The following is a 21100-nucleotide window of genomic DNA, read 5'->3' on the forward strand; positions in this document are numbered from 1 at the left end:
AGGAGATTTTATGAAAATTCAAAGCATAACTCCAATAAGTTATAAAAACGTATCCGCCGACAAATTAAATAACCGAATAGCAAACAGCCATTGTTCAACACCTGCTTCAAACAGCTTTTGCCTACCAAACTATCATCCAAGTATAGCAATACCGATAGTTTCGTTTAAAAGCAATTATCAAGAAAACAGCTTAAAAAGCGCCGGCTCATTTGAAATCTCTCCCCTCTGGGCTAATTTGACCGTAAGAGAAAATAATCTATATAGAAGAGAAAATGATTTAAGGTCAGACTTTGTAAGAGATTACGACAGAATATTGCATTCAAACGCATATAATAAATTGAGCGGAAAAACGCAAGTATTTTCACACCCGGAATCCGATACAACAAGCAAAAGAATACACCATGTTAACCAAGTTGCTTCAATAGCAGAAGATTTATCAAAGTCATTGGGCTTAAATGTGGAACTTACAAGGGCTATAGCAATCGGTCATGATGTAGGTCATACCCCGTTCGGACATGGAGGGGAACGGGTTCTTAATGCGATTATGAAAGACAACGGATTTAAAGATGGATTTTGGCACGAAAAAAACAGCCTCAGATTTATTGATGATATTGAAACAAAGCTTGACCCGTCCGGGTATGAAAAAAACTTAAACCTCACTTACGCGGTCAGGGACGGGATTCTGTCCCATTGCGGCGAGATAGATGAAAACGGTATTAAACCCAGAACACAATATTTAGACTTAAGAACAATCCAAAAATCCAACAGACCACAGCCTTACACCTGGGAAGGCTGTGTTGTAAAGATATCCGATAAAATCGCATATCTTGGCAAAGATTTGGAAGACGCCTTGAACAATAAATTTTTAAAACCCGAAAAAACAGAAGAACTCAAACAAACCATTAAAAATGAAACCGGGCTAAAATTCGATACCATTAATAATACTGTATTAATAAATCATTTCATTGCGGATTTACGAAAGAACAGCTCCATAGAAAAAGGGCTATGCTTCTCGGAACCGGCTTTTAAATTAATGAATACTATCAAAAAATTCAACTTCGAAAATATTTATATCCCAAAAGATAATATACAGGAACCATATTATAATTTAGCCGTAAAGACGGTTTTTAACGCACTGGATGCTCTTTACGACGGCAAAAATACCGTCAAAGTTTTAACCGGGCTTAAAGAATCAAAACCAAAGTTAACTGCAAACTTTATCGAATGGCTTATAAAATATTCCAACACTTCACCTGCAGAGCGAATGGGCAGAAAATACGGCAACAGGATTATTTACGATATCAGCAAAAAAGAAGACTACAGGCTTGCAATCATTGAATATATAGCAAGTCTGACAGATAAAGCCTTAACCAAGTCCTTCGATGAAATAATTTTCTTTGGATAACGTAAAACCGCAATAGTTATCGAGTTAATTTATCCTTTTTCCACCCTGATTTTATACCCCAATAATGCAGCAATATCTTCAAACTCGTCATATCTTAAGGTTTTTCTTAATAGTTTACTTGAAATACTTTGGGCAGTATAATGCCGGCTTGTTTTCTCCGCCAACATTGGCGCCAATTCTTTTATAGTCAGATTTTCCTTTAATAACATTATTTTTAATTGTTCTCTCGAGCTCATTATAATCCCTCAAAATATATTTATAGATATTATTATATCTATAGAGAAATACTATTGACAAATAAGAAATTTTAAAATATCATTATATATCGCTATAGCCATATTAATATCTATAGTGCTATGCGAAATTAAGTATTATTAACAAAAGGAACAAAAATGGGCAAAAAGGAAAAACTGTTCAAAATAAACAAAGAAGCATCGGCTAAAATTTCTGAAATAAAAGCGATTCTTGCAGCTTTAGCCGACCTTGAACAAGGCTGCTACCCCGCAAATACACTAATTGACATAGCAAAAAGAAAATCTATGAGTGTCTTGTATAATATAGAAAAGAATAGAAAAATTCTAAAAATTCTGGATTAAAAAACGTCCTGATTATTGAATATAAAGCAAAAAAACTCACATTAGTAGACGATTTTAGAACTTATTTACTAAAGCTAACAGCTTAAAACTACTAGTATATAGTAATTTTAGACATTTTGATGTGATACAATAAATGTAGAAAGTAAAAATATAAAGAAAGTAAAACGGTACAATCATGGCTCGTAGAGGAAAAGCAAATAAAAGATGGAGTGGCATTTTTATGGAAAAATTGCCTCCTAATCCTACTAAAGAAGAATATGAAAAAAGATTTAATGCTTTTATTAAAAGATACAATATAAAAGGTGGTACAAGAGAATTACAATTAGAAAAAGTTATTTTTTACTTATCACACGAATTAAAATTAGATATATTTGCGGTTGAATGTGAACATGAAAAAATAGTTAAGGAATATGCTGACTATATTTTTTGGTGGAAGGTTTTGGAAACAAAAAAAATACAAAAAACTTCAATAGAAAAAGCTATAAGTTTTCTATGGAAAGATTGGTTTAATCAGGAAGAAAAATTAAAACAAGCCGAAAAGCAGAATAAAAATATTATATCAACCATTGAGAAAAATATTCATATTGCATGTGGCGATATACTTGATGCTATTAATAATAAAGAGAATAATTCTACAGTAGATTTATCAAAACGTTTTTTCAGAATTCAAAAAAGTAATGAACTTGTTATAAGGCAGAGAAATTGGGAAAACCAACAAAAGGAGATGCAGCAGGTAACATCCGAAAACTTGCTACCAGTTGATATAAACTTTATTTGTTCTATGTATCCAACATATAAAAATTTATATGACTTAGAGAAACAATCATTAATATATTTTCATAACGCAGAATTATAGATTTTATGACATTTAATTCTTGCATTAAATGTCGATACAAGCATTTAAAATTTTTTTATAATGGTTACTGTTAAGACAAAACAGGAGAAAGTAAAATGACGGAAACCATTAGGCTAGATATTACAAAATTACCATTGAAATTAGTTATTTCAAAAGATGGCAAAGAAAAAGTTTATTACATTAAGACAAACAAGTTCAAAAGTGGAGTTTTCTTAAATAAAGCTGAATAAGTCCAGCATATTTTACTTTCTTTATAGTAGCCAGCGAACGCAAGCGATTATTTTTTTATCGTATTAGCAAATAGCAAGCAAACAAAAGACCAACAACGTTCTTTGCTTGCTATTTTTTGTGCAAATTTTTGAGAAAAGGAAACAAATGACTTTACCTAGTCAAAAAATCATAAATGAAACAATCTCACACTTCAGCGATTGCGGTGGTGAAAACATCACCGAAGCTGAAGCGATTGAAATTGTGTCAAATATTGTTGGCTTTTCTCGATTGATGATGAAACTAGATAAAAAAAGACAAGAAGCATTACTAACACAGGAGAATAACAAATGAAAAAACAACAAACGAATTTTACAGAAACATCGGGTGATTATTTAACCCGAAACCCAAAAGACCTTGCAAAATCAATCAAAAATTTAAAAACTTACCAACAGATAACACATGTCATAGTCAGAGATGCACAAACAAGAAAGGGGAGCAAAGATGGCAGAAAATAAAAAAGCCTCTGAATTTGAGAACAGCGGCTTTACAGATAATATCATTAAATCTAACTCTATTATAGCACATAGCGCAGGAGATGATTTTGTATATTCAGATTGGAGGAAAAGCGGAATCTCGGACGAAACCATTAGTAAATATATCTCTAAAGGCTATCTTAAATTAACTCCTGACTGGTGGGAGTTGATCTATTCAGACCTATTTGAAAATAAAAAATCTGATTATTGGACAAAACGTCTCAAGAACCCAATAGACGGCAAGTACATGAGACCTAAAGCAAAAGCTCCTAGATTTTATAGACCACTTGACTTATCACCTGAAGTCCTTAGTAATCCGGAAAATTATGTGGCAATTGTTGAAGGGGAGAAAAAAGCTATTAAGGCTGTAGAAGCTGGAATAAACTGTGTAGCAATCGCTGGTGTATGGTGTTTTAAAAGTAAAAAAACAAAAGATGGTTTAATGCCTGATATACATAAAATTGACTGGAAAAATAAAGTTGTATATTTATGTTTTGACAGCGATATACAGCATAAACCAAGCGTAAAGAGTGCTTTATGTGCTTTGGTAGAGCTGTTACAAGAGCTTGGAGCAATCGTTAAAAACTTAGACTTAACACTGCTTGATGATGGAAGGAACTTAAAAATTGGGCTTGATGATGCCTTAAAAATTTTTGGTGAAAAAGTAGTATTTGACCTTATGAAAAACGCTAAAACTTTTGATACGCTCGAAATGCAGGCAGAAATCTTGCTTAAAGGTATATCGAGTGTAAATGATGCAGAAGAAATTAAATGGGTTGTACCAGACCTATTTGCAAAAGGTTATGTCGGATTTACTTTTGGGGAAGCTGGTAGTAAGAAAACTTGGTTCTTATTAGATACGAGTATAAAGCTATCAAATGGAATAGACGTTTTTAACGGTATTGAAGTTGAACAATCAAAGGTCTTATTTTTTGAAGGCGATACTCCTAACCCTATGATTCAAAAACGTTTGAAACAGCTTGGAGGTAGGTTAAATGATGAGTATTTTAATTATGTAAACCGCTACTCCGCTGACCGAGATGGCATTGATATTAGCTTATCAGACAAAAAAGGCAGAAAATATGTAGAAAAATGCATTGAAACATTCAAACCTGATATTGTAATTTTCGATACGCTAATATCCTTTATTGACGCTGATGAAAGCAAACAAGATGAAATGAAAAAAATAGTTGATGCGTTACGGAAGTATGCAGCAGACTATGATTGTCATATTTTAATATGCCATCATGCAAGAAAGCGTGAATCAGGGGAAAAACGAGGAAAACTTGACCAGTCAGACTTAATCGGCAGTTCGGTCTTAAATAGGCTTGCTAGCGTTATTCTAGCTGTTGATAAGGGCGAAAAAGAGGAGGAGGGCATACTAAGAGTTAATAAATCTTGGTTTAAGCCCTTTGATTCATTGAAATTTGAACTTGTTGACATGCCTGAAAATCGCATAAAAATTGAGTTTGAGACACATGCAGAAGCTAATACTAAAGCAAAGGCTATGAAAAATAAAATCATAGAATACATTAAAACCAAATCCGCAACGACGTTGACACGCAAAGAGCTTGTGAGTGCATTGGAAGACGAAGCAGCTGTTAAAAATGCCCTGAAGATGCTTGAAATGGACGGTTTTATTCAAGGTGGGGGCAATACGAAAAATAGAATATATACGGTTATACCCCCTAAAAAATAACCAAATCAACCTAAAACCCTATTACTATTGAATTTCATTCGGACTTCAATGAAAACCGAATAGAACCTTTATATTTATTGAATTTTAGCCTATTCGGTTTAAAAAAAGGGTATTAGACAAGACCTATTATTTTTAGATACTAACAAAACTCAGAGGATAAAATGTTTAATAATTCAGATAACCTAAAAATCAGGCTATTAGCAGACCAACCGCCCATGCCAGCGACGCCTACAAGCGACGTTATTAAGCCGGAGGGTGTAAATACACCTAGAAACCTTTTTGAACTCAATAAAACGGCTTCTACAAGGGCAGGGAAATACAGTATTGATAAGGAACACAGGAAATTAATCGTTGACGGCAATGAATATTTTATCAATGACTTTTTCAACATAGAAAACGCCATTAGCGGTGATTTTAAAACATTGGATTATATTTTCACTTTCAACAACCTTAACATTGATGATTTCAGGACATAGGGTATAAGGTGCAAGGTCTTTTTAATGCTACCTCTCTTAAAAAGCCTTGTTATATCAGTAATACAGACACATGAGGGGCAAGAGATGTACAATTATAATAAGGAGAAAAACATGACAAATTCAGAAACAGCGGAATCAAAAGTAGTGGTCTACTTTGGACTTAATCAAATCGAGAGAGAAATATCACCTGATGAGCCTTGCTACATCTTTCATAGTGGCGGTTTCTTTCTTGATAACCTATCAATTACCCAAAACGGATATACAAGGGAATATAGTACGCCTAACGTTGCTAATATAACTACATTTCTGATATTTATAGCAATGAGTATTCTATTTTTATTTGTGTGGTCATTTATTTTTGTAATGTCACTAAGATAGATATTTTATTACCGCAATAACATAACAAAGCCGTTAAAATAAAAATTAGCGGCTTTTTATTTTCATAATATTACTTCACTAGCTGAAAGAATTTATACATCAATCTTGTTAGCTTGTCATTATCCTGCATTGATGCGGTCATTTCTGTTAAAAGTTCTTCTTTAGGTGCTAAGTGTTCAAAGACAAACAATTCACTAGGCTTTATTTCTAATACAGCTAATATTTTTTCAAGATTTTCAGCGGTGGGGTAATATTTGCCGTTTTCAATGTTGCTCAAACTTGCGGGTTCCATTTCAATAATTTCTGCAACCTGCTCTTGAGTCAATTTTTTCGATTTTCTAATTTCTTGGATTCTTTTACCTAGTAATTTCTTAATGTCCATAACTTCACCCCTATTTTAATTATCCGAATAACAGGCATGAAATATAATTTGGCAAAACAACAAAGAATTATTGTAATTTGGTGTTTTGCATGGATAATATAAAGTAAAACACCAAGTTGTGTTTATAATTGGAAGTTTTACAACTTTCAATAGGTCAAAGTTAGGATAGAAAAAATATTAAACCTCCAAAATATAGGAGTTATATGGCTTTAAGTTGGAACGAAATTAAAGACAGAGCTTTAAAGTTCTCAAATGAATTTAAAGATGCTAAGTACGAAAAAGGGGAAACCCAAACTTTTTATAACGATTTTTTTAATGTCTTTGGGCTTAATAGAAGGCGTGTAGCAACTTTTGAAGAACCTGTTAAAAAACTTGGCGACAAACAAGGCTTTATTGATTTGTTTTGGGGCGGTGTTATGCTTGTGGAGCAAAAATCGCAGGGCAGAGATTTAAAGAAAGCTAAAACACAAGCACTTGAGTATTTTCCGAACTTAAAAGATGAAGAATTGCCACGATATATTTTACTCTCAGATTTTCAAACTTTTGAATTATACGACCTTGAAACGGATGAAGAACACAAATTCGACTTAAAAGACTTATATCAAAATGTCGGATTGTTCGGCTTTATCGCAGGGTATGAGAAAAAAACATATAAAGATACAGAAGTTGTAAACATTGAAGCTTCTGAACTTATGGGCAAATTATACGACCAGTTGAGACTTTCGGGTTATCCTGAACACGACTTGGAAGTATTTTTGACGAGAATTTTATTTTGCTTATTTGCGGATGATTCAGATATTTGGGAACGCAATTTGTTAACTCAATATATAGAAGAACGAACAGCCAAAGACGGCTCGGACTTAGGAGGCAAGATTGCAAAACTATTTGAAACCTTGAATACTCCCCGAGAAAAGCGTTCACCACATTTAGATGAACACTTAAAACGATTTGCATATATCAATGGTGGGTTATTTGCTCACTTGGTGCATATTCCCGATTTTGATTCCAAGATGAGAGCTGTATTTCTAGAGTGCTGCTATTTTGATTGGAAAAAAGTATCACCTGCTATTTTTGGTTCACTGTTTCAATCGGTTTCTAATCCACAAAAAAGACGTGAACTCGGCGAACATTATACCTCTGAACAGAATATTTTCAAACTTATTGAACCATTGTTTTTAGACGACCTTTGGGAAGAATTTGAAAAAATAAAACATAACAGAAACAAACTTGAAGAATTCCATAATAAAATTGCAAGCTTAAAATTTTTTGACCCTGCATGTGGTTGCGGAAACTTTTTAGTTGTAACTTATAGAGAATTAAGAAGGCTTGAAACAAAGATTATTTTAACATTAGATTCGTTCAAAAAAGATTCGGGTCAAATGAGAATGGACGTTGCAAGACTTTCAAAGATTGATGTTGATAATTTCTATGGAATAGAAATTGAAGAATTTCCTTGCAAGATTGCAGAAGTTGCTCTTTGGATGACTGACCACTTGATGAATATGGAATTATCAGAATCATTAGGCTCTTTTTATTCAAGAATCCCACTTGTAAAATCGGCAAAGATAGTAAATGCAAATTCATTGACGCAAGATTGGAACGAAGTCATTAAACCCGAAGAACTTAACTACATCTTAGGTAATCCACCTTTTATAGGTAAACAAATGCAATCTAAAGAACAAACGGATGAAATTTCGACAATATTTCATGGAGTAAAGGGAACAGGTGTTCTTGATTATGTTACTGCTTGGTATCTCAAATCAGCTCAATATATTAAAAATTATTCTCATATTAAATGTGCTTTTGTTTCAACAAATTCAATCACTCAAGGCGAACAAGTCGGTATTTTGTGGAATGAACTTTTAAAGAATTATAATATCAAAATCCACTTTGCACACAGAACTTTTGACTGGTGTAATGAAGCGAGAGGAAACGCACACGTCCACTGCGTAATTATAGGGTTTGCGAATTTTGATACAAACAAAAAACGACTTTTTGATTACGAGGATATAAAGGGCGAGCCTCACGAAATTGAAGTAAAAAATATAAATCCGTATTTGGTTGATTATAATGATTTAGTTATAGTTAAGCGGTCAAAACCACTACAAAATAGTCAAGAAATAGTTTTTGGGAGCATGCCTAATGACGGCGGAAATTTAATATTTAATACAGAAAAAGAAAAAAATGAGTTTGTAGAAAAAGAACATTTATCCGAAAAATATATTAAAGAATTAATTTGTGCAGAGGAATTTATTAATAACAAAAAACGATATTGTTTATGGTTAAAAGATGTTAACCCAATGGAATTAGCAAAGATGCCAATGGTACTTGATAGAATAAATAAAGTTAAGGCTTTACGTTCACAAAGTACAAGAAAAGAAACAAGAGAACTTGCAAATACTCCTGCACTATTCGGAGAAATAAGACAACCTGACAGCAATTATATTTTAGTTCCGCTTCATTCTTCTGAAAATAGGAAATATATTCCAATAGGATTTTTCAACAAAAATCATATAGCCAATAATAGTTGTTCCATAGTTCCAAACGCTACGCTTTATGACTTTGGGGTTTTGACGTCTGAAATGCATATGACATGGACAAAATACACCTGCGGACGCTTAGAAAGCCGTTATAGATATTCAAATACAGTCGTTTATAATAACTTTCCATTCCCGAAAGATATATCGGATAAAAATAAACAAAATGTTGAGCAAAGGGCTCAAGCGGTGCTTGAAGTAAGAGCAAAATATCAAAATACAGGTTGTGAGGGTAACGGTTGTTCTTTAGCGGTCTTATATAACCCCGAAACAATGCCTCCTGACCTTATGAAAGCACATCAAGAACTAGATAGAGCAGTTGACAAATGCTATGGCAAAACAATCTTCAAATCCGAGCGTGAGAGAATCGAGTTTTTATTTTCTTTATACGAACAATATACAAAACCGTTACTAACCATGAAAGGTTAATTTTATGGAAGAACAAGCAGAAAATTTCTACAATTTATTAAAAAAAGTTGGTACTAATCGTAGCTTTAAAACACCTTTAGGCAGTCATAAAAACTACATTGAACATATTGTTTTGCGAAACTGTCAAGATTATATAACAACAGCAGGAATAATTAATGATAATTTAACCCCTCTTGGCAAAAATAAAAGGGAAGAATTTAGGCATTATTTCAATGCAATAGTTTCGATGGAACAAATTTTGGATTATCTATATTTTGAAACTAAAGATAATTACAAAATTAAAATCGGTCAAAGCAATTTCAAGAAAAATATTTTAAATCAACATCCAATTTTAAAAGAAATTTCAGAAACTGCAAATGCATTTAAGCATTGTATAACAAACAATCCCGATAAAAAAAATGCAAAAGATGCTGTAACAAGCACAATAAAGACAAACATATCACTGTCAAAAGGCTTGCAGGATATAACTCAAGAATTTAACTATGATTCACAGATATTAATTGATGGCTTTAATTTCTGGTGGGGATATGTCAATGGCAAAATTAAAATAACATTCACAGAGGGGGCATAAAGTATGCCATATCAAAATATTTTTATAATTGCACAAAATAGTCCGTCAATACCAAAATTTGAAAGTTAATTTATGGAAGACTGTGGCAAAAATAAAAAAAATGAACTTGAAAATTTATATAAATATTGTGACACGAAAGCGGCGAAAGCTATTTTGTTGAATTCAACTATAAGATTTTCACATCCATCATTTTTTAATGACCCTTATGATGCTGTGCCACCTCATGATGTTATTAACGGTGATGAAAAGTTATCTAAAGATTTTTTGAATGAACTTGCGAATAATAATACAGTTATGAACTCTTTTTCTCAAAATAATTTAGTTAAAATCAAACAAGAAATAAAAGAAGGCACTTATTCTGATTTAAATAAAGCCAAAAAAAATATAACTTATGAATGCTTAAGTAAGATTTATGAATCGATGGGAATATTATGTTTATCAGAAAAAAAAGATAATATTTTAATGTGGTCACATTATGCTGATTCGCATAAAGGACTTGTTATTGCTTTTAACTCTAATTCTTATCTTTTTCGAAGTGCCATCAGGGTGAACTATGTGAAATCAAGAATTAGTTTAGACCCAAATCAAATTTTTTCTAATATTAATAACCCGAATGACAATACTTGCAAAAAAGCGTTGGATGTTTTTTTTAGTACAAAATATATAGATTGGCAATATGAAAATGAGCTTAGAATAATTAAAGATATCAAATCTAAATGTTCAGATGAGCCAATAAATGAATTTGATATTATAGGAGTTTATTTAGGGTGTAATATGAACATTTTAGATGAAATATTTTTTATTAATATAATAAAAACCAAATTCCCATCCATAAAAATATATAAAGCTTATACCGTAATAAATAGTTTTAGTCTTAATTTTTATGAAATCGCATGTGAAAGATTAATTTCTCTAAAGTAGATAAAAAATAGACAAAATTACATAATGCTATAATAGAATTATGGCTAAAGGGATTAAAACAGGCGGTAGGCAAAAAGGCACGCCGAATAAGAAAACAAAGACGATTAAAGAACTCCTAGAGCAAGACTTTTTGGGGTTTAATCCTGTTTCAGAGATGATTAATCTCTATAATACAGATATAGATGTAGTTCAAAAAATTGTTATCCTCAAAGAACTTGCAAATTATGTTTATCCGAAGCGTAAAGCGATTGACTGTACTTTTTCAGATACAGAGCCGATGCAGATTAATTTTTGCAGGGAGTACAAATAATGCCGAATGTGAAAAATCTTAAAATGAACTCCGAACGAACTCCGAAGGAAAGAAAAGAACTTGCACAAAAAGCAGGCATAAAATCAGGTGAGGCACGCAAGAAAAAAGCTACTTTTAGAAAGCTGTTAGAAACAATGCTTTATATTGAAGATGCTGAAGGTTTAACCCCTGCTGAAAAAATATGTATGGAGTTGGTTAATTCAGCTATTAATGGCAACTTAAAAGCCTTTGTGCTGATTAGAGATACAATCGGCGAAGCTCCTACTACTAAGAATGAATTAACATGCAAGGATAACTACTCAAAGACTGTTTATGTTACACCTGAACAGCAAATGGCAACTATAAAACATATAAAAGCTGTCTTAGATGGTGCAGAATAATTGTAAATAATCATTGCTCAATGTTGCATAATGTTTTGTTTTGATTTATAATTCTTGTATGAATATTAAAGATTACATTACAATTAAAGAGGCTTCAGAGGTTCTAGGTGTGGATAAAACAACGCTTAGACGTTGGGATAAGACAGGGAAATTAAAACCTTACAGACATCCGCTTAATAAGTACCGCCTGTATAAAAGAGCTGAACTTGAAGCATTATTGCGAGGTATTGAGCAATGACAAAAGCTGTTATCTATGCGAGAGTATCAAGCAAAGAGCAAGAGCGTGAAGGGTTTTCTATCCCTGCACAGCTAGAATTATTGCGTAATTATGCTTTCAGAAATAACATTACTGTTATAAAAGAGTTTGAGGATGTTGAAACTGCAAAATGCACAGGCAGGACAAAGTTTAATGAAATGTTGAAATTGCTTAAATCATCAAAAGACTGTAATACAATTTTGGTAGAAAAAACAGACCGACTTTACAGAAACTTACCTGATTATGTAACAATAGACAGCTTGCATCTTGAATTACATTTTGTTAAAGAAGGATGCGTTTTAAATGATAACTCACATTCAAGCGAAAAATTTATGCACTTAATAAAAGTTGGCATGGCTAGGCAGTACATACAAAATTTAGGTGAAGAAGTCCGAAAAGGTCTAACACAAAAAGCCAAAGAAGGTTATGTAACAGGAAAACCTCCCTATGGTTATAAAAAACAGGATAAAAAAGTAAGCATAATTGATGAAGCAACATCACCGCTTGTATTAAGAGCCTTTGAACTTTATGCAGAAGGTGGAATTTCATTAGAAAAATTATCATGCCGGCTATACGATGAAGGATTTGTGTATAAAGAAACACAGCCAAAGATTTATAAATCACAGCTAGAAAAGATTTTAAAAAATCACTTTTATTATGGAATGGTGCAGTTTAAAAAAGAATTATACGAAGGAAAACACCAGCCTTTAATTACTAAAGAAATATTTGACCTAGTGCAAAGTGCTTTTAGAAAAGATAATAAACCAAAACACATGATTGCTAAAAACTTCCTATTCGCAGGCATGTTAAAGTGTGCAAAATGCGGTTGTATCGTCAGCGGAGAGATGAAAAAAGGAAAATATATTTATTACAGTTGCACAGGTGCAAAAGGTGCTTGCGACCAAAAGCACATCTATTTAAAAGAAGAAGATATTGAAAAACAAGTTATTGAGGCACTTTCAAAAGCATCTATCAGCAAAGAACAGAAAAACTGGATTTCAAGTGTTTTATTAGACAGCTTCAGAGATGAACAAGCCTATACAAAAGAACGCTTGAACAGTTTAAATACTCAAAAACAAAAGCTACAAGATAGAATTGACAACATCTATGTTGACAAGCTAGACGGCAAAATAAGCGAAGATTTTTGGCTTACAAAGCATAATCAGTGGGTAAATGATTTAGCGGTCGTTAAAAACCAAATAAACGCTTATGAAAATACAAGCATTAATTTTATAGAACGTGGTGCAAACATTCTTAAATTTGCTTCAGAAATGATGGACTTATACCAATATGCTGATAATACAGAGAAAAAAGAACTAATAAATTACGTACTTCAGAACTTTAAAGTCGAAGACGGAAAACTAAGCTATGAGTACAAAAAGCCCTTCAACATATTTGCTGAAGGACTTAGTTGTCTTAAAAAACTCCCCAGGTGGGATTCGAACCTACAACCTATCGGTTAACAGCCGATTGCTCTGCCATTGAGCTACTGAGGAATATAATGGTTTCTCAGATATTGCGACCCTGAAACAAGTCCAGGGCAATGTGTTTTTAAAACTCGTTCCACTCGTTAAAAAACACTATTGGCTACTGAGGAATGTCATACTAAAATTATAACAAAACAATTTGGCTTGTCAATTTTAAAATGCCGTAATTCGTACCGATTTTAATACTTTTTTTCAATATCGTAATTAAGTTGTTTATAAGCCCCACATAATGTATAATACAAGTAAGTTATTTCTGCTTAAGAGGGTTTATGCAAGTAATTACAATAGATGATTTGGTCGACTATCGGATATTGCCTTTCAATATATATAATGAAGAAGGTGAGATTGTTCTTAACGCAGGAGATAACCTAACCCCGGGGAAACTTTTACAGTTACGTTATTTAGCTGCCCTTTATTGTGATGAAAATGTTATAACAGCCCACCCTGTTGACTCTCAAGACGGCCCGGCACAAATACCTTCTCCTGTTTTCTCGGATATTATAATAGACGAAGAAGAAGACCCTTTTGAAACAACCATAAACATTAATTCGCCTATTAACGAACAAACACAGCTTCAATTCAAATCTCTTTATAAAAAAGCAATACTAAATTTGAACACCAAGATTGACGAAGATAGTGTAACACAGGTAAAAACCATAAGAGACCAGCTTTTAGATACGATTTTGCCTGTTATTGAAAAAACGCATAAAAAATCCCAGCTGAAAATCATAGGCAGTTATAACAAATATCATGGTTTAAATGTTGCGATTTTAAGTACAATGCTTTGCAAAAAAATGGGCTTAAACGACACTCAAACAGCGGATGTGGCATTGGCAGCGCTTTTGCATGACATAGGCAAAACAAGACTTCCTAAAGAAGAGCAAAATTCCTACTCTATTAATGCCCAACAAAATAAAATATACGAAATCCATCCTGAATTAGGCTACAAAATAATCAAAAGCGAATTGAAGCTGCCTGACATCATAGCCAGAGTGGCGCTTGAACATCATGAAAAAAATGACGGCAACGGTTATCCGTTTGGGATTTCAGGCGATTTAATCAGCCAATATTCACAAATAGTAAGCGTATGCAATATGTATGACAACCTGATTTCCGGCAAAGCCCATGTTCAGGTAGATACAGCCCAAGAAGCCGTCAAAAAAATGATTGAAATGGGTACAAGCTGGTTTGCCCCGGGTATTTTATTTTCTTTTGTTTATATGACAAACTATTACGACAACATTCCTGTTGAAGAGCTTGGAAACATGAGTAACATCAAGTGGAAGTAACAATTGCAGGCGCAGGGCTGGCCGGCTCGGAAGCGGCCTTATATCTGGCAAACAAAGGAATAAAGGTCAACCTCTATGAAATGCGACCGAATAAACAAACAGGCGCGCATAAAACAAGCAATGCTGCAGAAGTTGTTTGCTCTAACAGCCTTGGGTCAAAAGATTTATCCGTGGCAAGCGGACTTTTAAAAGCGGAAATGGAGTTACTGGGTTCAACATTAATCAGAGCTGCAAAAGAATTCTCACTGCCTGCCGGGAATGCGCTTGCCATAGACAGAGAACTTTTTTCCGAACATATCACAACTCTTATAGAAGACAACCCTAATATCAACTTGATAAGAGAAGAAATAACACAAATCCCCGCAACCCCTTGTATCATAGCAAGCGGACCTTTGACGTCAGATGAATTAGCCCAAAGTATCAGCGAATTTACAGAAGAAGATAACCTTCACTTTTTTGACGCAATAGCGCCTATTGTGGAAAAAGACAGTATAAATTTTGACAAGGCATTTTATGCAAGCCGCTATGATAAAGGCGAGGCAAGTTATATCAACTGTCCTATGAACAAAGAAGAATACCTGCATTTTTATAATATTTTAATAAACAGCCCTGCTATCGAGCTGAAATCATTTGAAAAAAATGCAAGCTTTTTTGAATCATGCCTGCCTGTTGAAGTAATAGCTTCAAGAGGGGTTGATACCCTCAGGTTTGGACCTTTAAAGCCGGTCGGGCTGATTGATAAAAGAACCGATACAATTAATTATGCGGTAGTTCAGCTTCGTCAGGATAATATGGCTGCCGATTTGTATAATCTCGTAGGCTTTCAGACTAACCTGAAATGGGGAGCCCAAAAAGAGTTAATCCGCTCAATACCGGGGCTTGAAAACGCCAATATATCACGCTACGGAGTAATGCACAGGAATACTTTTATCTTCTCTCCTAAAGTTTTGTACCCGACTTTGCAAACAAAAAAACGCCATGATTTATTTTTTGCAGGTCAGATAACAGGTGTTGAAGGATACAGCGAATCTATGGCTACAGGGCTTTTAGCAGGCATTAACATGTATCGTTTTCTCACAAATCAGGAGCTTTTGGTTCTTGATGATTGCTCTATGCTAGGTGCATTGTGCAAATACATCTCTTTTGAAGAGCATAAAAAGTTAAACCCGATAAACAGCAATTGGGGAATTTTGAAGCCTGTTGAAGTAGAAAAAAAGTTTAGAAAAGATAAGAAATTTAAGGCAAAATTATATACAGAGCGTGCATTTGAGTATATTAAGGGTTTAAAAATTTAAAAAAATGAAACAAAATTATTTTTTCATCGTCTAAATGGGTAATAGTCAACAAATCGTTATACTAAATGACTAGTTATTTTTGGTTAAGAAAATATGGGGTATGCTATATGCTGTATTTAGAAGAAGTAGGGAGAGAGCCTGAGGAAGCGGTTAAGACATTTGATTATTTAAAGTCGGACAGTTCAAATGACATCCTTCAAATGTACCTTAAAGATATCGGAAAAAAAAAGATATTAACTATTTCTCAAGAACAAGAACTCAGCAAAACAATAAGGGAGGGAAAGGAAAAAGAGGCGCAAAGAGCCAAGAACAAATTAGTGCAGGCTAATTTAAGACTTGTTGTAAGTATTGCCAAAAAATATGTTTCTCAAGGCGTGCTGTTTATGGATTTAGTGCAAGAAGGCAGCTTAGGACTCATTAAAGCAGCGGAAAAATTTGATTATAAAAAAGGGTTCAGGTTTTCTACTTATGCTACCTGGTGGATAAGGCAGACAATAATACGAGCCATCGCCAATAATTCCAAAACCATCAGAATTCCCGTACATATGGCAGAAAAAATAAGAAACTACAAGAAAATTCATTCGCAATTATCGGGTTTGCTCGGGCGCGAACCCTCAGACAGAGAGATTTCGGCAGAACTGGGGATACCTGAGAATAAGCTTTACGCAATCAGAAAAGCAATGACACGGGAACCCATAAGCCTGGATATGCCGATAGGGGATGAGATAGTGCTTGAGGATTATATTCCCGACGATACAGAAAAATCGCCTTGTTGTGAAATCGAAAAATCACTGCTGCATGACGATATGCTGGACATTCTTAAAATCCTTACGGAAAGAGAACAATGCATACTCAAACAACGGTTCGGCATAGGGGAGAAGAGAGTGCAAACATTAGAAGAATTGGGCAACAAATTCGGATTTTCAAAAGAGCGAATCAGACAAATAGAGGAAAAAGCCGTACGAAAATTACGTTATGCACAGGAGGCTAGACATTTGAAAGATTATCTGTGTTAATTTCTTCAGTCTGAGCGACAAGAACAAGTTCTTCTTTAAACCACATTTTATTAAGCTTTAATGCCACACTATGTTTTTTGCAATATTCTATTAAATCCGATTTTATTTCAGGTAAAAGAATATATACTGCAATCAGGTTTGGAATAGCCATAGCCAACATACTTGCATCCGTCAGATTGATAATACTTCCAAGATTCATAGAAGAACCTACTACGGTAAACAGAAGGAAAATAAGCTGGTATGTAATAATACGTTTTTTGCCTTCCCCGAACATATAAGTCCAGCCTTTTTGTCCGTAATAAGCCCAGGAAATAATAGTAGTGAAAGCAAACAAAAATATTACAACCGCTAATATATAAGGAGAAAAAGATAATACCGAAGAAAACGCTCCTGACGTAAGTTCCACACCGGATAATCCCTGTGGAACATTTTTATATGCATTGGTGATAATAATTGTAGCTGCAGTTAAGGCGCATACACAAGCGGTAATAAAGGGTTCTAACAATGCTATGAAACCCTGTGAAACAGGTTCTTTTGTTTTACTCGCAGCATAAGCAATGGGAGCAGAACCGGCACCCGCCTCATTGGTTTGGATGCTTCTTCTTAACCCTATTATAATAACACCTGCTATCCCGCCATATATTGCACTGGGGTTAAAGGCTTCTTTTAGTATTGTAAACAAGGTTGAGGGAAGAGCCGGTATATTTAGCAAAATAACAGCAAGTGCAAGAAACAAATAAAGAAAACACATTAAAGGTACAAGTTTTTCGGCAGCTTTAGCAATACCTTTTATTCCGCCCATTATAATCATACCTACGGCAATAGCAGTCAGTAGCCCGCAAACCCAGGCATTGTTATAAAAAATACTATTTTGAGCGCCTGTTACAGCTATCACCTGTTGCGTCGCCTGATTTACCTGAAGCATATTTCCGCCGCCTAAGGCTGCGGGTATAGTTAATATTGCAAAAATAAGCGCTAACGGCTGACCAAACCAGCGTAAATTCTTCCTTGTCAGACCGTGTGCTATATAATGCATCGGGCCGCCTGAAACAGAGCCGTCTTCGTTAAATCTTCTGTATTTAATTGCAAGCACTGCTTCGCAGAATTTTAGTGTCATACCGAGAAGAGCACCCACAAAAATCCAGAAAACAGCGCCGGGACCGCCTATTGAAATTGATATAGCCACTCCTGCAATGCTTCCCAACCCTACCGTACCTGATAGTGCGGTAATAAGAGCCTGCAGTGGCGATACTTCACCGTCTTCATCGTTATTATTCTCCGAAAAAGCAGGATTTTTAGCGGTAACAAGTTTAATAGAATGAACAAAACCCCATAACGAAATTCCTCTTAAATAAAAAGTCGTAACAACACCTGCCGCTAAAAGCCATAAAATCGTAATAGGAACACTTGTGCCGCCAATAGTTATCGGATAAAAAATAAATTCCGAAAAAACATCCGATACCGGTGTGAAAAATTTATCTATTTGTTTATCAATACTCATACCAAATGCACTTTGAGCCTGAAACAAAAGTGCAGCCAAAAACAATATTACTCTCTTACTTAGCATAGCCTCATTACTCCTTATATTGAAAATAATTATGTTATAAAAAAAACTCTGCTACAAGTAAAATAATTTTAAGAATGTTATAGGGCAATACTTTTTATGTTACAATTCAGGTAATGATAGGGGTAAAACTATGATAAACAAAATTCTGGTGGTTGATGATGATAAAGAAATCAGAGAATGGCTTGAACTTGATTTAAAGCTTTCGGGTTACATGGTTGAAGCCGCAAAAGACGGTTTGGAGGGTTTAAACCGTGCTATTAACGAAGATTTCAATCTTATTATCCTCGATGTAATGATGCCAAAAATGAACGGTTTTGAAGTATGCCAAAATATCAGAAAAGTCAAAAAAGACATCCCTGTTATTATTCTGACTGCCAAAGGAACAATTGATGATAAGATAGAAGGTTTTGACAGCGGAGCAAATGATTATTTGGTAAAACCTTTTGATATTCAGGAGCTTTTGGTAAGGGTAAGAGCGCTTTTAAGAAGAAATGAAACGATTGTTCCGTCTAATTCTGAAACACTTGAAATAGGCGAAATAAAGCTTTTTCCTGATTCTTTGGAAACAAGCATTGCTTCAAAAATAATTAAGCTAACCCCTACAGAGTTTGAAATCTTATATTGCCTTATGCAGCATGTAAATCAGGCGGTCAGCTACTCCACCTTGCTTGATGAAGTTTGGGGATATGACGCTGATGAAGATGTAAGAATGGTAAGAGTTCACGTCGGCTGCCTAAGACAAAAAATAGAACCAAACCCTAAATCACCCTCTTACGTTAAAACAGTTACTAATGTGGGCTACAAACTCACGCCGTTTTTTGAGTAGTTATGAAAAGATTAAAAATAGCCGAACAAGTCTTAATAGTACAAGTTTTTGCACTTATTGTGCCTCTTGTTGTGGCGGCGTTAATCATTATAAACACAAACCAGATAGCAGTGAAAAAAGAACTTGTATACAGCGCCGAAATTGTGGGTAACGGCATAGTTAACAAGCTTAATACTCTTGAAGATTTTGAAAGCCATTCCATGTTTTATACTTTTCAGGCGCTTTCAAGAATGAAAGGCAAAGAGAGAGAGAATTTTTTATCATTAATAGAGCACAGTGATACAGGTATAGAAAAAATAGAACTTAAAAAAGAAAACCAGTCTGCGGAATTCACAAACAAATATATCCCTGATAAAAAACAAGTTTTATTCTCAAGAAAAATCGATAATGATTACTACGTAACCAAACTTGTCAACATTAATTACCTGAAAAAAAAGTTATTTGAAAACTTTGATGCGGAAGACAGGCTTGTATTTATAGTTGATAAAAACAAACAGCTTGTAATGAGCGTAAATTATGACAAGGCAAAATTTGATACGCTTATGCCCCTAATCCCGAAAGAAACTTATCCGCTTGTTCCCACAACATTTTATAAAGACAAAAACCAGCCGAACGTCGCTATATATTATCCGAATTTAGACTGGTATATTGTCATATCAACTCCAAAGCAGCTAATCAATTACGGAATTATAAGCGCAAGACACAAAATTATACTTTCCATATTCATAGCGGCGCTTGCCGTGTTTTTACTGTTTTCTGCCTATACCTACTCTCTTTATATAAATATCCGCCAGCTTTTTAAAGGTATAAATGCTATAGGACACGGAAATTACATGAGAAAAATCCGTATTATAAAAAATATATTCACTCCGAGCGAAACTTTGTTTTTGGCAAATGAAATAAATAAAATGGTTGAGAGGATAAACCTTTCTCACAAAAAACTCCAAGCCTCAAATGAAAAACTCAAAAAAATGGATGAATATAAATCTAACCTCATTGATACCGTAAGCCATGAATTCAGAACCCCGCTTACCAGTATAAAAGGTTATACCTCAAGGCTTTTAAGGCATAATGTTAATCTTGATGAAGAAACCAAAAAACAATCGCTAAAAGTCATAAAATCCCAGGCAGAACGTCTAAGCCGTATGGTAAATGACTTGTTGGTAATTCCTGATATAGAATCATCTTCATTAAGATTGGATTTGAAAGCAATAAACATCAAAGAAATAATAGAACTGAGCATACTATCCACAAGCAAAAGCGAAAACAGCACGTTTGAACTGAATATAAGCGAAACTTTGCCTTCCGTGCTTGCTGATGAAGACAAGCTCATTCAAATATTTGTGAATTTGTTTGAAAACGCAATAAAATATTCAGTAGAAGATACACCCATAACAATCTGCGCTGTAGAGAATGAGAATTTTATAAAAGTAAGCGTTAAAAACCTGTGCAAAAAAATATCTCAAGAAACAGCAAACAAATTATTTGAGAAGTTCGTACGCATAGATACGGATTTAACACGAACCACAAGGGGAACGGGTTTGGGATTATTTATTGTAAAAGGGTTAATAGAAGCCATGAACGGGCAAATAACATTAAAAACCGATGATTATTTTGAGATAGTTTTCACTATCCCTGTTTACAAAGAGCTTGAGGATACAGAAATTGAAGAATATTGATT

The 21100-nt window shown here is 34.1% G+C and carries 23 protein-coding genes and 1 tRNA gene; 20 read left to right on the top strand and 4 right to left on the bottom strand.

Annotated features, from left to right (window positions below; all coding sequences use genetic code 11):
• Window positions 1–10 precede the first annotated feature (10 nt).
• On the top strand, window positions 11–1405 hold the full coding sequence (locus PHX18_04275) for an HD domain-containing protein (protein MDD3593828.1): 1395 nt from the start codon (window positions 11–13) through the stop codon (window positions 1403–1405).
• 29 nt (window positions 1406–1434) lie between these two features.
• Here PHX18_04275 and PHX18_04280 read toward each other — a convergent pair whose 3' ends face one another.
• Window positions 1435–1641, bottom strand: coding sequence for a hypothetical protein (locus PHX18_04280; GenBank protein ID MDD3593829.1), 207 nt, complete (start codon window positions 1639–1641; stop codon window positions 1435–1437).
• 156 nt (window positions 1642–1797) lie between these two features.
• On the opposite strand from PHX18_04280, the gene PHX18_04285 reads away from it, so the two are divergent.
• From PHX18_04285 to PHX18_04320, 8 genes are all read left to right on the top strand, one after another.
• On the top strand, window positions 1798–2001 hold the full coding sequence (locus PHX18_04285) for a hypothetical protein (GenBank protein ID MDD3593830.1): 204 nt from the start codon (window positions 1798–1800) through the stop codon (window positions 1999–2001).
• Window positions 2002–2176: 175 nt separating this feature from the next.
• Window positions 2177–2857 (top strand): hypothetical protein, encoded by a 681-nt coding sequence (locus PHX18_04290; GenBank protein MDD3593831.1) that lies wholly within the window; start codon window positions 2177–2179, stop codon window positions 2855–2857.
• Window positions 2858–2952: 95 nt separating this feature from the next.
• Window positions 2953–3087 carry a hypothetical protein gene (locus PHX18_04295; protein ID MDD3593832.1) on the top strand — a complete coding sequence of 45 codons (135 nt, stop codon included), beginning with the start codon at window positions 2953–2955 and terminating at the stop codon, window positions 3085–3087.
• Window positions 3088–3232: 145 nt separating this feature from the next.
• Window positions 3233–3418, top strand: coding sequence for a hypothetical protein (locus tag PHX18_04300; GenBank protein MDD3593833.1), 186 nt, complete (start codon window positions 3233–3235; stop codon window positions 3416–3418).
• Window positions 3415–3582, top strand: a complete 168-nt coding sequence (locus tag PHX18_04305; GenBank protein ID MDD3593834.1) for a hypothetical protein — start codon at window positions 3415–3417, stop codon at window positions 3580–3582. Before PHX18_04300 ends, PHX18_04305 begins: the two co-directional genes overlap by 4 nt.
• Window positions 3569–5299, top strand: a complete 1731-nt coding sequence (locus PHX18_04310) for an AAA family ATPase (protein MDD3593835.1) — start codon at window positions 3569–3571, stop codon at window positions 5297–5299. The genes PHX18_04305 and PHX18_04310 overlap by 14 nt, the downstream gene beginning before the upstream one ends.
• A 161-nt stretch (window positions 5300–5460) precedes the next feature.
• Window positions 5461–5775, top strand: a complete 315-nt coding sequence (locus PHX18_04315; GenBank protein MDD3593836.1) for a hypothetical protein — start codon at window positions 5461–5463, stop codon at window positions 5773–5775.
• Between the two features lie 111 nt (window positions 5776–5886).
• Window positions 5887–6153 carry a hypothetical protein gene (locus PHX18_04320; GenBank protein MDD3593837.1) on the top strand — a complete coding sequence of 89 codons (267 nt, stop codon included), beginning with the start codon at window positions 5887–5889 and terminating at the stop codon, window positions 6151–6153.
• A 70-nt stretch (window positions 6154–6223) separates the two neighbouring features.
• Here PHX18_04320 and PHX18_04325 read toward each other — a convergent pair whose 3' ends face one another.
• A complete protein-coding gene (locus tag PHX18_04325; GenBank protein ID MDD3593838.1) occupies window positions 6224–6535 on the bottom strand; it encodes a helix-turn-helix transcriptional regulator in 312 nt (103 codons plus the stop codon).
• Window positions 6536–6738: 203 nt separating this feature from the next.
• On the opposite strand from PHX18_04325, the gene PHX18_04330 reads away from it, so the two are divergent.
• The 6 genes from PHX18_04330 to PHX18_04355 all read left to right on the top strand — a co-directional run bounded on the left by PHX18_04330 (window position 6739) and on the right by PHX18_04355 (window position 11921).
• Complete coding sequence (locus PHX18_04330; GenBank protein ID MDD3593839.1) at window positions 6739–9501, top strand: N-6 DNA methylase; 2763 nt, start codon at window positions 6739–6741, stop codon at window positions 9499–9501.
• 4 nt (window positions 9502–9505) lie between these two features.
• Window positions 9506–10072, top strand: coding sequence for a hypothetical protein (locus PHX18_04335; protein MDD3593840.1), 567 nt, complete (start codon window positions 9506–9508; stop codon window positions 10070–10072).
• A gap of 72 nt (window positions 10073–10144) precedes the next feature.
• The gene (locus tag PHX18_04340; protein MDD3593841.1) at window positions 10145–10993 is read left to right on the top strand and encodes a DUF2971 domain-containing protein; all 849 of its coding nucleotides are present in this window, start codon (window positions 10145–10147) and stop codon (window positions 10991–10993) included.
• Between the two features lie 40 nt (window positions 10994–11033).
• Window positions 11034–11303: a hypothetical protein gene (locus PHX18_04345; protein MDD3593842.1), complete on the top strand. Its 270-nt coding sequence runs from the start codon at window positions 11034–11036 to the stop codon at window positions 11301–11303.
• Window positions 11304–11326: 23 nt separating this feature from the next.
• Window positions 11327–11683 carry a hypothetical protein gene (locus tag PHX18_04350; protein ID MDD3593843.1) on the top strand — a complete coding sequence of 119 codons (357 nt, stop codon included), beginning with the start codon at window positions 11327–11329 and terminating at the stop codon, window positions 11681–11683.
• Window positions 11684–11741: 58 nt separating this feature from the next.
• Window positions 11742–11921 (top strand): helix-turn-helix domain-containing protein, encoded by a 180-nt coding sequence (locus tag PHX18_04355; GenBank protein ID MDD3593844.1) that lies wholly within the window; start codon window positions 11742–11744, stop codon window positions 11919–11921.
• A 1442-nt stretch (window positions 11922–13363) separates the two neighbouring features.
• On the opposite strand, the gene PHX18_04360 is transcribed toward PHX18_04355, so the two are convergent.
• A tRNA-Asn gene (locus PHX18_04360) sits at window positions 13364–13435 on the bottom strand.
• Between the two features lie 260 nt (window positions 13436–13695).
• Between PHX18_04360 and PHX18_04365 the strand changes: the two genes are divergently transcribed.
• The 3 genes from PHX18_04365 (at window position 13696) to PHX18_04375 (ending at window position 17026) form a co-directional block, all read left to right on the top strand.
• Entirely contained in the window at window positions 13696–14715 is a 1020-nt protein-coding gene (locus PHX18_04365; GenBank protein MDD3593845.1) for an HD domain-containing protein, read from the top strand.
• Window positions 14706–16010 carry a methylenetetrahydrofolate--tRNA-(uracil(54)-C(5))-methyltransferase (FADH(2)-oxidizing) TrmFO gene (trmFO, locus tag PHX18_04370; GenBank protein MDD3593846.1) on the top strand — a complete coding sequence of 435 codons (1305 nt, stop codon included), beginning with the start codon at window positions 14706–14708 and terminating at the stop codon, window positions 16008–16010. The genes PHX18_04365 and trmFO overlap by 10 nt, the downstream gene beginning before the upstream one ends.
• A 65-nt stretch (window positions 16011–16075) precedes the next feature.
• Window positions 16076–17026 carry a sigma-70 family RNA polymerase sigma factor gene (locus tag PHX18_04375; protein MDD3593847.1) on the top strand — a complete coding sequence of 317 codons (951 nt, stop codon included), beginning with the start codon at window positions 16076–16078 and terminating at the stop codon, window positions 17024–17026.
• Here the strand turns inward: PHX18_04375 and PHX18_04380 are convergent.
• Window positions 16998–18593 (bottom strand): alanine/glycine:cation symporter family protein, encoded by a 1596-nt coding sequence (locus PHX18_04380; GenBank protein MDD3593848.1) that lies wholly within the window; start codon window positions 18591–18593, stop codon window positions 16998–17000. The two genes, PHX18_04375 and PHX18_04380, sit on opposite strands and share 29 nt — an antisense overlap.
• A 130-nt stretch (window positions 18594–18723) precedes the next feature.
• Here PHX18_04380 and PHX18_04385 point away from each other — a divergent pair, with 130 nt between their 5' ends.
• Both PHX18_04385 and PHX18_04390 read left to right on the top strand, forming a co-directional pair.
• Window positions 18724–19419: a response regulator transcription factor gene (locus PHX18_04385; protein ID MDD3593849.1), complete on the top strand. Its 696-nt coding sequence runs from the start codon at window positions 18724–18726 to the stop codon at window positions 19417–19419.
• A 2-nt stretch (window positions 19420–19421) separates the two neighbouring features.
• A complete protein-coding gene (locus tag PHX18_04390; GenBank protein ID MDD3593850.1) occupies window positions 19422–21098 on the top strand; it encodes an ATP-binding protein in 1677 nt (558 codons plus the stop codon).
• Window positions 21099–21100 lie beyond the last annotated feature (2 nt).

The sequence above is a fragment of the Candidatus Gastranaerophilales bacterium genome, assembly GCA_028696075.1.
Lineage (GTDB): Bacteria > Cyanobacteriota > Vampirovibrionia > Gastranaerophilales > JAILCC01 > JAQVHS01.

Coding starts and splice junctions, on each gene's coding strand:
- PHX18_04275 (MDD3593828.1), top strand. CDS start 11: ATGAAAATTCAAAGCATAACTCCAATAAGTTATAAAAACGTATCCGCC.
- PHX18_04280 (MDD3593829.1), bottom strand. CDS start 1,641: ATGAGCTCGAGAGAACAATTAAAAATAATGTTATTAAAGGAAAATCTG.
- PHX18_04285 (MDD3593830.1), top strand. CDS start 1,798: ATGGGCAAAAAGGAAAAACTGTTCAAAATAAACAAAGAAGCATCGGCT.
- PHX18_04290 (MDD3593831.1), top strand. CDS start 2,177: ATGGCTCGTAGAGGAAAAGCAAATAAAAGATGGAGTGGCATTTTTATG.
- PHX18_04295 (MDD3593832.1), top strand. CDS start 2,953: ATGACGGAAACCATTAGGCTAGATATTACAAAATTACCATTGAAATTA.
- PHX18_04300 (MDD3593833.1), top strand. CDS start 3,233: ATGACTTTACCTAGTCAAAAAATCATAAATGAAACAATCTCACACTTC.
- PHX18_04305 (MDD3593834.1), top strand. CDS start 3,415: ATGAAAAAACAACAAACGAATTTTACAGAAACATCGGGTGATTATTTA.
- PHX18_04310 (MDD3593835.1), top strand. CDS start 3,569: ATGGCAGAAAATAAAAAAGCCTCTGAATTTGAGAACAGCGGCTTTACA.
- PHX18_04315 (MDD3593836.1), top strand. CDS start 5,461: ATGTTTAATAATTCAGATAACCTAAAAATCAGGCTATTAGCAGACCAA.
- PHX18_04320 (MDD3593837.1), top strand. CDS start 5,887: ATGACAAATTCAGAAACAGCGGAATCAAAAGTAGTGGTCTACTTTGGA.
- PHX18_04325 (MDD3593838.1), bottom strand. CDS start 6,535: ATGGACATTAAGAAATTACTAGGTAAAAGAATCCAAGAAATTAGAAAA.
- PHX18_04330 (MDD3593839.1), top strand. CDS start 6,739: ATGGCTTTAAGTTGGAACGAAATTAAAGACAGAGCTTTAAAGTTCTCA.
- PHX18_04335 (MDD3593840.1), top strand. CDS start 9,506: ATGGAAGAACAAGCAGAAAATTTCTACAATTTATTAAAAAAAGTTGGT.
- PHX18_04340 (MDD3593841.1), top strand. CDS start 10,145: ATGGAAGACTGTGGCAAAAATAAAAAAAATGAACTTGAAAATTTATAT.
- PHX18_04345 (MDD3593842.1), top strand. CDS start 11,034: ATGGCTAAAGGGATTAAAACAGGCGGTAGGCAAAAAGGCACGCCGAAT.
- PHX18_04350 (MDD3593843.1), top strand. CDS start 11,327: ATGAACTCCGAACGAACTCCGAAGGAAAGAAAAGAACTTGCACAAAAA.
- PHX18_04355 (MDD3593844.1), top strand. CDS start 11,742: ATGAATATTAAAGATTACATTACAATTAAAGAGGCTTCAGAGGTTCTA.
- PHX18_04365 (MDD3593845.1), top strand. CDS start 13,696: ATGCAAGTAATTACAATAGATGATTTGGTCGACTATCGGATATTGCCT.
- PHX18_04375 (MDD3593847.1), top strand. CDS start 16,076: ATGACTAGTTATTTTTGGTTAAGAAAATATGGGGTATGCTATATGCTG.
- PHX18_04380 (MDD3593848.1), bottom strand. CDS start 18,593: ATGCTAAGTAAGAGAGTAATATTGTTTTTGGCTGCACTTTTGTTTCAG.
- PHX18_04385 (MDD3593849.1), top strand. CDS start 18,724: ATGATAAACAAAATTCTGGTGGTTGATGATGATAAAGAAATCAGAGAA.
- PHX18_04390 (MDD3593850.1), top strand. CDS start 19,422: ATGAAAAGATTAAAAATAGCCGAACAAGTCTTAATAGTACAAGTTTTT.